Genomic DNA, 11,894 nt, shown 5'->3' with positions numbered 1-11,894 from the left:
TTTTTGGAGTCGGGGGTTCCCGCAGCGAAGCGAGGAAAACCCCGAACTGTAAAAAGTGGGTTTTAGTCCATCGCGATGTACGTTTGGGTATCCTCGACGCCGTCGATGGCCTGAATGCGCGTCGCGGCGACGTCTTTGACCGCCGCCGGGGAGTCGACCTCGACTTTGGCGATGAGGTCGATGTCGCCGGCGACGATGTGGGCGTCGAGAACGCCGTCGAGTGCCTCGATGGACTCTTTGAGGCGGTCGGCCTCGCTCGTGTGGGCTTTGACCATCACGTACGCGACGACCATCTCAGGCACCCCCCGCGGCCGCGCGGCCGGTCTCGCCGACGACGATGGACCGGACGTCACCGAGGACGTCGAAGTCGGCGAGGACGATAAGTCGGTCGCCGTCCTCCAGCGAGGTGTCCGGTTCCGGCAGGTCGACCGGGCCGGCGGACTTCCCGTAGGCCATCAGCCGCGCCTGTGCGGGTAGTTCCAGTTCGTCGATGCTGTATCCCCGCACCGGCGAGTTGGCGGTGACGGTGAACTGGACGAGTTGTAGCTCTTGGGCCACGTCGGCGATGGCGGTGATGGAACCGCCGAGCAGGGCGTTTTTGGCCGCGATAGCGCCGAGGCGTTCGGGGTAGATCACTTGGTCGACGGCGTCGGCGTACCGCCGGTAGATGTCCTCGCGGTAGTCCTCGTCGATGCGCATCACCGTCCGGCAGCCGTAGTGGTCGGCGATCAGACAGGCGGCGAAGTTCGTGTTCAGGTCGCCCGTCAGCGCACCGACGGCGTCCGCCGCTTCCAGGTCGGCGAGTTCGAGTATCTCCTCGGTTGAGCCGTCGCCCTCCAGTACCTCGTAGTCGTCCGCGCGGGCGCGGTCAGCCCGCTTTTTGTCACGCTCGATCAGTACGGGGTCGTGACCGCTCTCGCGCAACGCCCGGGCGGTCCGGAGGCCGACCCGTCCGGCACCGACGATGACGAATCTCATATGGTACCGTATGACACCCAGTATGGATAAAGCTGTCCCGGGGAAAGCTTCTTGCTGTGTGGTTGAGTAACATACGCCACGATGGTACGCGCGTTTATTATGGTCAAGACGGACGCCGGGCAGTCGGCGGACCTACTGGCGGCGACGCGGGAACAGGTCGGCGTCGAGGAGGCACACATCGTCGCGGGACAGTACGACATCATCGTCGAGGCGGTGGCCGACGAGGTGTACGAGGTGATGCAGTCGGTCGCAACGGGGATTCGCGGACTGGAGGGGGTCGTCGACACACGGACCTACATCTGCTTGGAGTGAAACGGTACGACAAAGGCCGTTCGGGTCCAAGCGGTGGTATGGTCGACGTGGCCGACGTGATCGGACTCGTGGTGATACTGGTGGTCAACAGCGGCGTCGCCGCGCTTTTGACGCGCTTTTTCCGCGTCCGTCTGGACACTGACTGGGGGCCGGCGGTGTTCATCACCGTCATCGGTCCCGTGGTCTTGCTGGCGCTGACACTGGTCCTCGCGGGGCCGCTCAGCCTCGGTCCGAACCTCGGGTCGCCCGCACTGGTCGTCGGGGCGACGATACTCCTCCCGCTGTCGATGGGTGTCGCCTTCGACTACTTCTGGATGCCCGCCCCAGAGGAGGTCGACCTACCGGACCGGCAGGTCGGCTAGCCGTCGAGGTCCTCGATCAACGCTTCGAGGGTGCCGATGTGGTCCTCGAACTTCGACCGGCCCATCTCGGTGAGTGCGTACGTCGTTCGGGGCTTGCGGTCGACGAACTGTTTCTGGACGTCTATGGCTTCGGCTTCTTCCATCGTCTGGAGGTGGCTGGAGAGGTTGCCCTCGGTCACGTCGAGTTCCTCTCGCAGCGTCGGGAAACTCGTCTCGCCGTGCTGGTAGAGGTAGGCGAATATCTGCAACCGCGTCGGCTGGTGGACGAGTTTGTCGAAATCCATGGTCAGGTTCGGGTGAGGACGACGTAGGCCGCCATCGCGTAGACGAAGTACAGCGCGCCGAAGACCGCGTATCCCCAACTCCACAGGGTGTCGACAGTCGCTATCGCGACGCCCAGGGCGACCAGCAGGATGCCGCCGACGTAGAGGGCGTACCGGTCACGCGAGCGGATGTAGTACGCCCGAAGGACGTTCGCCTCGATCAGATACGCCACACCGACCATCACGAGCGCCACCCCGAGTATCAGCGCGTTCTGGGCATCGTAGCCGAGGCCATCGGTGAACCGGAACACGACGAACAGGAGCGGAAACGTTGACAGGTAGACCGCCACGAAGATGAACCAGAGACTCGGCTTCCCGTCGGTGGTGGTACTGGCGTTCTCCGCGTCGGTCCCTGCCCACAGCCAAGACCCGACGAACCCGCCACCGAACAGGACACCGACCCAGATCACCGGGTGGTAGAGTCCGGGGAGTTCTTGGAGGTGGACGTACTGTGAGGCCGCCGCCGCGATGGGGACGAGGAAGCCGTACAGCAACCACTGGGTGGTCGCACCCTCGTATCGCTCGTCGATGCCCATCGCCGACTTGATCTGACTCAGTTGCGCCTCGAGTTCTACCGGGTCGACGTCAGGTTCGTCGCTCATTGCTGTGTATGGACGCGTCGTTCTCGTGGTTGTACCGCCCCGGTCACGTTCCTTGCGGTCTCGCCGTGGGCCGGTCGTCTCTCACGCTCGCAGGTGGACATAGTAGTTGAACAGGTCGGTGTAGGTCGGGTCGTCGGCCTCGACGCGGGCGCCGTCCTCGTCGGTGTCGACGGCCGCCCGCACCTCTTTGACGCTCGATCCCTCGGCGAGGAAGCCCCGAGCCTCCGCGCCGGTTCGAAACAGACGCTCGTCGACAACGTGGTCCTCGGCCGCGGCCATCGCTGCCGACCCGGTCACTCGGACCACGGACGGGACGGCGTCCATCAGATCGCTCGGCGGGCCGACCGCCGTCACGTCGCCGTCCCGCATAAACGCGATGCGGTCCGCTATCTCGGCGTCCAGCGGCCGGTGGCTGGTGACGACGAACGTCCCGCCGTCGGCGTAGCGGTCGAGGATGATGTCGTGAAAGCGCTGGATCATCGAGAGGTCGACGCCGGCGGTCGGTTCGTCCAGCAGGTACAGCGGCGCGTCGACGCTCATCGTCAGCGCCAGTTCGAGTTTCCGGGCCATCCCGGCGGAGTAGTTCTCGACCACTTTGTCGAGGTCCGGCGTCAGGCCGAGGTCCTCCAGATACGTCCGGTGACGGTCGGTGAACGCCGGGTGCATCCGCTCGTAGAACGCGACGTTCTCGGCCCCGGTGAGCGTCTCGACGGCCATCGTGTCCTGCAACAGGAAGCTCAGGCTCTCGCCGCCGTCGTCTCGGACTGCCTCGCCGAACACCTCGACGCTGCCGGCCGTCGGGACGGCGCTCCCGGCCAGACACTCAAGCAGGACCGTCTTACCGACGCCGTTGGGGCCCAGCAATACCAGAATCTCGTTCTCGCGGACGGTCAGGTCCACGCCGTCGAGGACGCCGTCGGAGCCGAACGTCTTCTCGACGCCGCTGGCCCGGACCGCGGGCACGTCCTCGGTACTCACGCGAGGACACCTCGCTTGTAGACGACGGCTCTGACGAGGACGACGCCGGCCGCGAGGGCGGCGACGCCGTAGAGGCCGAGCACCGCGAGCGACCAGCCAGTCCCCGGGAGCGCCGGCGGCGAGAGGGTGTCGGCCCCCACGTCGACGAAGTGATACACCAGCAGTCGCGTCGAGAGGGTGTTCGGGAGGTAGTTGAGCAGCACGTCCGGGCCGGTGTACGACGCCGGGTCGGTGCCGTTGTAACCCGTCAGCATGTACGACAGCAGCGCGATGGCGACGGTGATGATGCTCGCGTACCGTTCGTCGGTGACGACGGAAACGAGCGCGATAGCGAGCACCATCCAGACGACGCCGAACACGAGCAACGCGAGCAACAGTACCGCGAGGGACTCGGGGCCCCGAATCGCGTACTCGGCCCCGGTCCCGAGGCTGACGACCACCACAACGGCGAAGGCGGCGGCCGCGAGTGCCAGTCCGGCCGCCATCCGCCCGGCGAGGTCCGCGGTCGGCCGGATCGGTAGCGCCCGGAACTGCTTGTAGCGGTCGGCCTCGAAGTCCGCCGCCAGTTGGCCACCGAAACTGTTCAGACAGGCGATCACCGCCCCGAACGTGCCGTAACTGATCGCCGTCGCCCCGAAGACCATCGGTTTGATGTCCGCCGGAATCTGGTCGGTCGGAACGAACACCGTGATCGTCAGCAGGTAGAACCCGACCGGGAACAACAGCGACCAGAACAGGACGGTCTTGTTGCGGAACAACTCGCGGGCGTACCGTTCGGCGAACGACCGCGTCTGTCCGAGCCATATCCGGGTCCCCCCGGAACTGACTCCCTCGGTCGATCCGCCGGTGAGCGTCTCGGTTGCCATCTCTATCGACAAACTAGTCTCTACTGCAATAATATTTGCGCTGTATTCTACTCTCTAACACAAAGTAGGGCAAACTTTTATATACTATAAATCTCTCCCGGCCGGATGTTTCCTCGGCGTGAACAGTCAGTGACGCTGAATTATTTAGGGGCGTCTGTAGAACGTGTAATTGTGGCGTCCGAGTCGTACATCCTTACCGAACCGGTCGGTCCCTTCGGGGCGGGACAGACTGTCACTGTCGTCGCACGGTACGGTGAGTGGCACCTCTACGACGTGAAGCTACAGGCGGCAGCACGCGCCGACGAACGGTTCGTCGAACTCACCGCGGAAGAACTGGATCGCATCGCCGAGCCAGCGCCGTCGTAGCGCCGAGACTCGCAGCTATCCGGTGTTTTTCATCCCGGCCGCGATGCCGTGGACCGTCAGGCGGAGGGTCCGCTGTTCGGTGTCGGTGAGGTGCGACTGGGAGAGCAGACGGATCTGAAGCAGGTTCAGCGGGTCGACGTATGGGTTGCGGCGGGCCATATTTTCCTCGAGCCAGTCCCGGACGAGCAGGCTGTCACGGCCCGTAATCTCGAGGATGATGTCGACGGCGTCTTCGTACTCCTCCCGGATGCGGGGGAAGATGTCCTCACGGATGTCCTCGTCGGCGAGGGCGGCGTACTGCTCGGCTATCTCCATGTCCGTGCGGGCCAGCGCCAGCGCCGCGTGGTCGAGGATCGAACTGAAGTACGGCCACTCCTCGTACATCTCCTGTAGGGTCTCGATATCGCCGCCCTCGTCGAGGTACGCGTCGAACCCGGTCGCCAGCGAGTACCACCCGGGGATGATACACCGGGCCTGCGTCCAGGAGAACACCCACGGGATGGCCCGCAGGTCCTCGACGGACCGATCCTCGCTCCGGGAGGCCGGCCGGGAGCCGAGGTTGAGGTTCTCGATGACGGTGATGGGCGTCGCCTGCTCGAAGTACGGGACGAAGCCGTCGGTCTCCAACAGTCCGCGGTACTCCTCGCGGGCGGCCTCGGCGGCCGTCTGGAAGGTGTCCATCCACTCGTCGGGTAGTTCCTCGACGGGTTCGTGGATGGCCTGATGGCGCGCTTTGACCTGCGCGTTCAGCATCTGTTCGAGGTTGCGCTCGGCGATGTTCTCGTTTGCGTACTTCTCGGCGATCGCCTCGCCCTGCTCGGTAAACTTGATCTGGCCCGTACAGGTCTCGTTGGGCAGTGCCACCATCGCCTCGTGCATCGGGACGCCACCGCGGGAGATGGAACCCCCGCGACCGTGGAACAGGCGTAGGTCGACGTCGAAGTCCTCACAGATGGCGGCGAGTCGCTTCTGGTTGCGGTACAGCGACCAGTTCGCCGCGAGGAAGCCGTTCTCCTTGTTGGAGTCTGAGTACCCCAGCAGGATCTCTTGGGTGTTGTTCCGGGCCTCCAGCGCCTGCGAGTAGGCCTCGTTCTCGAAGAGCGTCCCCATAATCCGGCGGGCGCCCGAGAGGGCGTACTCGCTTTCGAGCAGCGGGACGATGTCGAATCCGCAGTAGTTCGGCAGGTCGACGATGCCGGCCTGGTCGCCGAGGAACAGGACTTCCAGCCCGTGGCTGGGCTCCTCGAACCAGCTTATCGCGTAGGTGTCGATGGCGTCGACGCCGTACTCCTGTTGCCACTCGGCGGTGGCGCTGAACAGTTCCAGCACGCGTGCGGACTCGTCGGTGAGTCCCTCGGCGTCCTCGATATCGATGACCGGTTCGTCCTGGAGGATGGCCTCGGTGAGGAACTCGACGCGCTCGTCTTCGTCCATACTCCCGTAGTCGATGCCCTCCTGCTCGTCGAGGGCCTCGGCGATGGCGTCGGTGTGTTTCTTGCGGTGGTCCCGGAGGTCCATGCTGACCAGCGTGAACCCGAAGGTGTCGACCTTCCGGCGCAGCGGTCGGACGTGGGCCTCGGCGACCTCCTCGGCGCCGTTGTCCCGCAGGCTCTCGTCGATGACCCGCAGGTCGGCCATAAACTCGTCCTCGTCGCCGTAGCCGCCCGTGCGGACGTCCGAGACGCGCATAATCGACTCCCGCATCAGCTTGAGCTTCTGGCGGTAGGGCTCGTTGGGGTAGCGCTCCTCGGCGGCCTCGGCGACGTTCGGGAGCCGTTCTTTGTGGCTCTCGATGCGCTCTTTGAGTTCCCCGCTGAGGTCGATCTGACTCTCGTCTTGGGTGAGGATGCCCGACAGCTCCTTCAGGCGGTCGCGATACAGTTGGAGGGCGACGCTCCGCTGGCGTTCCAGCGTCTCCTCGGTGACCTCGGGGGTCACGAAGGGGTTGCCGTCGCGGTCACTGCCGGCCCACGAGCGGAACTCGTACAGTTTGGGGACTTCGACGTGGGACTCGTAGGTGTTGTCAAGCGCCCACTCGAACTCGTCGTACACCTCGTCGATGACGTCGAACAGCACGTTCTCGATGTACCACTGGATGTTGAGCGCCTCGTCGGTGACCTCGGGGCGGCGCTCGCGGACCTGTGGCGTCTGCCAGAGACTGGTGACCTGTGCGCTGAGGTCCCGTTTGGTCTTCTCGATTTCGCGGTCGGTCAGTCGCACCTCGTCCAACTCCTCGAGGTCCCAGGCGACCTCTCGGAGCTTTGATTTGACCGTCTTCCGCCGGGCCTCGGTCGGGTGAGCCGTGAACGTCGGCTGGATCAACACGTCGTCGAGGATGTCCTCGGCGGTGTCGGGGGCGACGTCCTGACTTTTGAGGTACTCGGAGGCCTCCTTGACGCTGTTGTCGAGTTCGCCCGACTGCGATCCGTCACGAATCTCCCGGACCCGCTGGCGCTCCTCGGCGAGATTGATGAGTTCGAAGTAGGTAGTAAAAGCGCGGGCGACAACGTCCTGCTTGTCCGGGGAGAGACGGTCGAGCGTGTCGTGAATCGGTTCGCGCGACGGCGACTCACCGCGTCGGTACCGTATCGACGCGTTCCGGATGGATTCGACCAGATCGAACGCCTCGTCCGAGCTCTGGTGTTTGATAACGTTCCCCAGCAACTCTCCCAGTTCGCGCACGTCCTGGTTTATTTCTCTGGCGTGCAAAGTCATACCACTCCCTGACAGTGCCGTGGATAAAACACTAGCGGAATCGGGTGTTAGTCTCAGTCTATCGTTTGTTATGGACCGTTCGCCGTCGGGTGTAACCCCGTTGTCACGGCGCGGGTCACGAACGCATTAGTGCCCGCCACTCCACGCTCCGGTATGCCGACCGCAGACAACGACGGCGTCGAACTGGCCTACGAACGCGACGGGGCCGAGGACGGCGAGACTGTCGTCTTCGTCGAGGGACTGGCCTACGGACGCTGGATGTGGCGCTGGCAGCGCGAACAACTGAAGGGGACCTACGACCTGTTGCTGTTCGACAACCGCGGGACCGGGGAGTCGGACGTGCCGGAGGGCCCCTACACCGTCTCGGAGATGGCCGGTGATCTGGAGGCGGTACTGGCCGACACGGGGGTCGAGTCGGCCCACGTCGTCGGCGCGTCGCTGGGCGGGATGATAGCGATGCAGTACGCCTTGGAGTACGACCGGGCGGCGTCGCTGGCGCTCCTGTGTACGACGCCCGGCGGCCCGGACGCCGTCGACACGCCCGAGGAGACGGCAGAGCGGATGTACGCGACGCCGGAGGGGATGGACGAGCGAGAACTGATCAAACACCGGATGGCGCCGGCGCTCTCGGAGACGTTCCCCGACCGGTACGGCGACGTACTGGAGGAGATAGTCGACTGGCGGCTGGACAGCGACGCGCCAGAACGGGCCCGTCAGTGGCAGGCCGGTGCCGCCGCCGAGTTCGATGTGAGCGACCGCCTCTCGGAGGTGCAGTTGCCGACGCTGGTGATGCACGGCACCGGCGATCAGGTCGTCCCGGTCGAGAACGGCGAACTGCTTGCCGACCGCCTCCCCGACGCCCGCTATCTCACGCTCAAGGACGCCCCGCACCTCTTTTTCATCGAGCAGTTCCGGCAGGTCAACGAGCACCTCGACCTGTTCCTCCGCGATGTCTGACTCCCCGTCCGACCCCGAACGACCCGGGCGCTGGGTCGGCGCTCACGTCGCGCGCCGGGCCGCCCTCTCGCCCGACCGGACCGCGCTGATCGACACGCCGACCGGCCGGCGGTTCTCCTACGCCGACCTCGATGCCAGAGCGAACCGAACCGTCCGCTTCCTCCGGGCACACGGCCTCGAAGCGGGCGACCGCGTCGCCGTCCTCTCGCGGAACCGTCCCGCTCTCGTCGACCTCTATCTCGGCACGGGCAAGCGCGGGGCCGTCCTCGCACCGCTCTCACACCGCCTCGCGGTCCCGGAGGTGGCCGAACTGCTGTCGACCGTCGATCCCTCGCTGGTCGTCGCCGAGGACCGATTTTCGGCGGACGCCGCGGCCGCTCTCGACCGAATCGAGACGGACTGTCCGACAGTCGAACTCGGCGACGGGCAGTCGTGGGCGGAGACACTCCCCGACGACGACAGCGATGTCGAGACGCCAGCGCTGTCGACGGCCGACCCGCACCTGTTGCTCCACACCGGCGGGTCGACGGGGACGCCCAAAGAGACCGTCCTGAGCCACGGCGCTATCGTCTGGAACGCCCACAACACCATTACTGCGTGGGGGCTCCGCGGGGACGACGTGACGCCGCTGACGTTCCCGATGTTCCACACGGGCGGGTGGAACGTGATCACCGTCCCGCTCTTTCTCGTCGGCGGGACGGTCGCAATCGCCCGGGAGTTCGACCCCGGGGACGTGCTGGAGAGCATCGACAGCGAGGGCGCGTCGGTCCTCGTGGCCGTGCCCGCGGTCCTGCGGGCGATGACCGACCACGACGACTGGGCGCGGACGGACCTCTCCTCGCTCCGGGTCGTCAAGTCCGGGGGCGGTCCCTGCCGGCAGTCGGTGATGGCGGCCTACTGGGACCGCGGCGTCGACCTCTCGCAGGGGTACGGCCTCACGGAGTGCGGCCCGAACAACTTCGCGATGCCCGACGACTGGCCGCGCGAGAAGGCCGACAGCGTCGGCGTCCCGGCCCCGCACGTCGACGCGCGCATCGTCGACGAGGACGGGGCGGAACTGCCGCCGGGCGACATCGGCGAACTCGAACTCGCGGGCCCGCACGCGGCGAGCGGGTATCTCGACGCCCCCGAGGAGACGGCCGAGACGTTCGGCGGCGGGTGGGTGTCGACGGGGGACCTCGCCCGCGTCGACGCCGAGGGCTACTACTACATCGAGGGTCGCAAGAAGGATATGTTCGTCAGCGGCGGCGAGAACGTCTATCCCGCGGAAGTCGAGGACGCAATCGCCGACCACTCCGCGGTGTCGGACGTGGTCGTGGTCCCCGTCGAGGACGACCAGTGGGGACAGGTCGGCGCGGCAGTCGCCGTCACGACCGGCGAGATGGGTATCGAGGACCTCCGGTCGTTCCTTGAGGACCGCCTCGCGCGGTACAAACACCCGCGGTCGCTGACCGTGGTCGAAGCATTACCCCGTAGCGGTCCCGAGAAGATAGACCGACAGGCCGCGGCGGAACTGGTCGAGTAGGAGGGGTCCCAGTCACGCCCCGGAAGTCGGGCGTCCACCCCCCATAAGGGTGACCGGTCGTGACCGGGCCGAAGTTGTCAGCGGGGACACGCTGACTGCACGGCAGGCCGGTGACGCCGTGGCGCGGCCGGCCGGTGATGTCAGAGACACCGGGGATGGCAGCCGTCACCACCGCGGGGGTATCACCCCCTGCCGCATCTGGATGGACACGCCGGGGAATGGTAGATACTATCCAGATACTCTCGTGACCTTCTATACATTCTGTACTATCGTTACTATCGAAACTATCCGCTCGCGTCGGGAGAAACGCATAGGTACGCCCGGGACAACCTCGGGATGTGAGCGAGCGCTCGGCGGCGTCGGACCTCGACACGGAACGCGTCGCGGCGGCCTTCGGATCGCTGGCCGACGACAGTCGCATCGCCATCCTGGTGGCGCTGTGGACCGAGGGACCGCTCCCGTTCTCCGAGCTACAGACCGTCGCGGGGTTCGACGACAGCGGCCACTTCAACTACCACCTCGACCAGTTGCTCGGCCAGTTCGTCGAGAAGGAGAGCGAGGTGTACCGCCTCCGTGCCGCGGGGACGAAGGCCATCGACATCGTCTTCGACGAGCGCTTCGCCGGGTCGGCCTCGACGGTCGACCGCGAACTCGACGCCGACTGTCCGGCCTGTGGCGAGGGGCTGCGCGCCCACTACGAGGACGGCCTCGTCGAGATAGCCTGCAGTGACTGTCCGGTGTTGGTCCATCTGGGCTACTTCCCGCCGCGCGGCCGAGCGACACGAGATATGGAGGCTTTTCTCGACGCCTACGCCCGTCGGCTGTGGCGCGATTTCACGCTGGCACAAGAGGGCGTCTGTCCGCACTGCTCGGGCCGCATCGATACCCGCGTCGAAGTCGACCCGGACTGGCACCTCTCGCTGCCGGCGGTGAGTCGTTGCCGGGACTGTGAGGTCACCATCGGCACGGCAATCGGTCTCCGCCTGCTCGCGGACCCCGCCGTCGTCGGCTTCCTCTACGACCACGGGATCAGGGTCGACGACCGCCCGTTCTGGGAACTGGCGTTCTGTATCGACGACGACGACGCGTGGATCGAACGCGAGGACCCGCTCCGGGTCGTCGTCCCCATCGAACGCGACGGGGAGACGCTCCGCGTGACCGTCGACGAACACGCCCGCGTCGTCCGGACCAACGTCGTCACCGACCGCCGGTGACGGTCCACAGAAAACACTTATACTCGCCCGAACGACCGCGAAACGATGCGACAGGTTGCTCTCCCCATCGCCGCCGTCGTGCTCGTCGTCCTCGCGGGGTGTGCCGGCACCGCGGGACAGCCGTCGGTCACTGCGCCCGAGGACACGACGACAGAGCGACCGACGCCACAGGCCGGTTCGACGCCCACGCCGCCCGGCGAGTGTCCCGCCGACGCGGACCGCCCGACTACCCGACCCACCGGCGACGCTCTCCGGCGTCGCGGTGAAAGACGTCGCCCTGGACAGCGAACGCGCCCACGTCTACCGGGAACTCTGCCAGCGGACGTACGACGACTTCGGTGTCGGCGGCGGCATATCGTACCCGGAGGCGACAGTGTTGAACGATACCGACGGTGCTGTCGTCGTGTGGGTTCGAGTCCCGTACACGACTTTCGAGAACAGAGGTGTACCGTCCGGCGCCTCAACGCCCCCGGGCGGTGGCACGCCGACACCGGTCAGCGTCGAGGGCGACGGTGTCTCCTACGGCGTCTACCGAATCACGACCGATAGCGTGGAGCGGTTGCGGGACGGTACCGCTCGGTAGCGGTGCTGTGGCGGTACAGCGGCGGTGCGGAAGCGGCGCGGTAGCGGTGCTGTAGCGGACCGCAAAGGAACGAGAACTGCTCGCGACCGCAGGGAGCGAGCAGCCTTTTTCCC

The 11,894-nt window shown here is 66.0% G+C and carries 14 protein-coding genes; 7 read left to right on the top strand and 7 right to left on the bottom strand.

What is annotated here, in order from left to right; all coding sequences use genetic code 11:
* Window positions 1-62 precede the first annotated feature (62 nt).
* Window positions 63-293, bottom strand: a complete 231-nt coding sequence (locus GJ629_RS10405; protein WP_157512936.1) for an Lrp/AsnC family transcriptional regulator — start codon at window positions 291-293, stop codon at window positions 63-65.
* A gap of 1 nt (window position 294) precedes the next feature.
* Entirely contained in the window at window positions 295-978 is a 684-nt protein-coding gene (locus tag GJ629_RS10400; protein ID WP_157512935.1) for a TrkA family potassium uptake protein, read from the bottom strand.
* Window positions 979-1,059: 81 nt separating this feature from the next.
* Here GJ629_RS10400 and GJ629_RS10395 point away from each other — a divergent pair, with 81 nt between their 5' ends.
* Window positions 1,060-1,290 carry an Lrp/AsnC ligand binding domain-containing protein gene (locus tag GJ629_RS10395; RefSeq protein ID WP_157512934.1) on the top strand — a complete coding sequence of 77 codons (231 nt, stop codon included), beginning with the start codon at window positions 1,060-1,062 and terminating at the stop codon, window positions 1,288-1,290.
* A 38-nt stretch (window positions 1,291-1,328) separates the two neighbouring features.
* Entirely contained in the window at window positions 1,329-1,652 is a 324-nt protein-coding gene (locus tag GJ629_RS10390; protein ID WP_157512933.1) for a hypothetical protein, read from the top strand.
* Here the strand turns inward: GJ629_RS10390 and GJ629_RS10385 are convergent.
* The 4 genes from GJ629_RS10385 to GJ629_RS10370 form a co-directional block, all read right to left on the bottom strand.
* Window positions 1,649-1,936: a transcriptional regulator gene (locus tag GJ629_RS10385; protein WP_157512931.1), complete on the bottom strand. Its 288-nt coding sequence runs from the start codon at window positions 1,934-1,936 to the stop codon at window positions 1,649-1,651. The two genes, GJ629_RS10390 and GJ629_RS10385, sit on opposite strands and share 4 nt — an antisense overlap.
* Window positions 1,937-1,938: 2 nt before the next feature.
* A complete protein-coding gene (locus GJ629_RS10380; protein WP_157512929.1) occupies window positions 1,939-2,577 on the bottom strand; it encodes a hypothetical protein in 639 nt (212 codons plus the stop codon).
* 81 nt (window positions 2,578-2,658) lie between these two features.
* A complete protein-coding gene (locus GJ629_RS10375) occupies window positions 2,659-3,555 on the bottom strand; it encodes an ABC transporter ATP-binding protein (protein WP_370515863.1) in 897 nt (298 codons plus the stop codon).
* A complete protein-coding gene (locus GJ629_RS10370) occupies window positions 3,552-4,421 on the bottom strand; it encodes an ABC transporter permease (RefSeq protein WP_157512927.1) in 870 nt (289 codons plus the stop codon). The genes GJ629_RS10375 and GJ629_RS10370 overlap by 4 nt, the downstream gene beginning before the upstream one ends.
* Window positions 4,422-4,592: 171 nt before the next feature.
* Here GJ629_RS10370 and GJ629_RS10365 point away from each other — a divergent pair, with 171 nt between their 5' ends.
* A complete protein-coding gene (locus GJ629_RS10365) occupies window positions 4,593-4,787 on the top strand; it encodes a hypothetical protein (protein WP_157512925.1) in 195 nt (64 codons plus the stop codon).
* A gap of 15 nt (window positions 4,788-4,802) precedes the next feature.
* Here GJ629_RS10365 and ppc read toward each other — a convergent pair whose 3' ends face one another.
* A complete protein-coding gene (gene ppc / locus GJ629_RS10360; protein WP_157512923.1) occupies window positions 4,803-7,502 on the bottom strand; it encodes a phosphoenolpyruvate carboxylase in 2,700 nt (899 codons plus the stop codon).
* A 153-nt stretch (window positions 7,503-7,655) separates the two neighbouring features.
* Between ppc and GJ629_RS10355 the strand changes: the two genes are divergently transcribed.
* The 4 genes from GJ629_RS10355 to GJ629_RS10340 all read left to right on the top strand — a co-directional run bounded on the left by GJ629_RS10355 (window position 7,656) and on the right by GJ629_RS10340 (window position 11,781).
* A complete protein-coding gene (locus GJ629_RS10355) occupies window positions 7,656-8,459 on the top strand; it encodes an alpha/beta fold hydrolase (RefSeq protein WP_157512921.1) in 804 nt (267 codons plus the stop codon).
* Complete coding sequence (locus tag GJ629_RS10350) at window positions 8,452-9,984, top strand: AMP-binding protein (protein ID WP_157512920.1); 1,533 nt, start codon at window positions 8,452-8,454, stop codon at window positions 9,982-9,984. The genes GJ629_RS10355 and GJ629_RS10350 overlap by 8 nt, the downstream gene beginning before the upstream one ends.
* A 338-nt stretch (window positions 9,985-10,322) precedes the next feature.
* Window positions 10,323-11,198 (top strand): helix-turn-helix transcriptional regulator, encoded by an 876-nt coding sequence (locus GJ629_RS10345; RefSeq protein WP_197428549.1) that lies wholly within the window; start codon window positions 10,323-10,325, stop codon window positions 11,196-11,198.
* Between the two features lie 262 nt (window positions 11,199-11,460).
* Complete coding sequence (locus tag GJ629_RS10340) at window positions 11,461-11,781, top strand: hypothetical protein (RefSeq protein WP_157512919.1); 321 nt, start codon at window positions 11,461-11,463, stop codon at window positions 11,779-11,781.
* Window positions 11,782-11,894 lie beyond the last annotated feature (113 nt).

Origin of the sequence: Halapricum sp. CBA1109 (assembly GCF_009741825.1) — an archaeon.
Taxonomy (GTDB): Archaea; Halobacteriota; Halobacteria; order Halobacteriales; family Haloarculaceae; genus Halapricum.
The sequence above is the reverse complement of the archived record's forward strand: the minus strand, read 5'-3'. Positions and strand labels throughout refer to the sequence as shown.

Excerpts from the sequence above, each read along its gene's own strand:
- GJ629_RS10405 (WP_157512936.1), bottom strand. The coding sequence starts at position 293 with ATGGTCGTCGCGTACGTGATGGTCAAAGCCCACACGAGCGAGGCCGAC.
- GJ629_RS10400 (WP_157512935.1), bottom strand. The coding sequence starts at position 978 with ATGAGATTCGTCATCGTCGGTGCCGGACGGGTCGGCCTCCGGACCGCC.
- GJ629_RS10395 (WP_157512934.1), top strand. The coding sequence starts at position 1,060 with ATGGTACGCGCGTTTATTATGGTCAAGACGGACGCCGGGCAGTCGGCG.
- GJ629_RS10390 (WP_157512933.1), top strand. The coding sequence starts at position 1,329 with ATGGTCGACGTGGCCGACGTGATCGGACTCGTGGTGATACTGGTGGTC.
- GJ629_RS10385 (WP_157512931.1), bottom strand. The coding sequence starts at position 1,936 with ATGGATTTCGACAAACTCGTCCACCAGCCGACGCGGTTGCAGATATTC.
- GJ629_RS10380 (WP_157512929.1), bottom strand. The coding sequence starts at position 2,577 with ATGAGCGACGAACCTGACGTCGACCCGGTAGAACTCGAGGCGCAACTG.
- GJ629_RS10370 (WP_157512927.1), bottom strand. The coding sequence starts at position 4,421 with ATGGCAACCGAGACGCTCACCGGCGGATCGACCGAGGGAGTCAGTTCC.
- ppc (WP_157512923.1), bottom strand. The coding sequence starts at position 7,502 with ATGACTTTGCACGCCAGAGAAATAAACCAGGACGTGCGCGAACTGGGA.
- GJ629_RS10355 (WP_157512921.1), top strand. The coding sequence starts at position 7,656 with ATGCCGACCGCAGACAACGACGGCGTCGAACTGGCCTACGAACGCGAC.
- GJ629_RS10350 (WP_157512920.1), top strand. The coding sequence starts at position 8,452 with ATGTCTGACTCCCCGTCCGACCCCGAACGACCCGGGCGCTGGGTCGGC.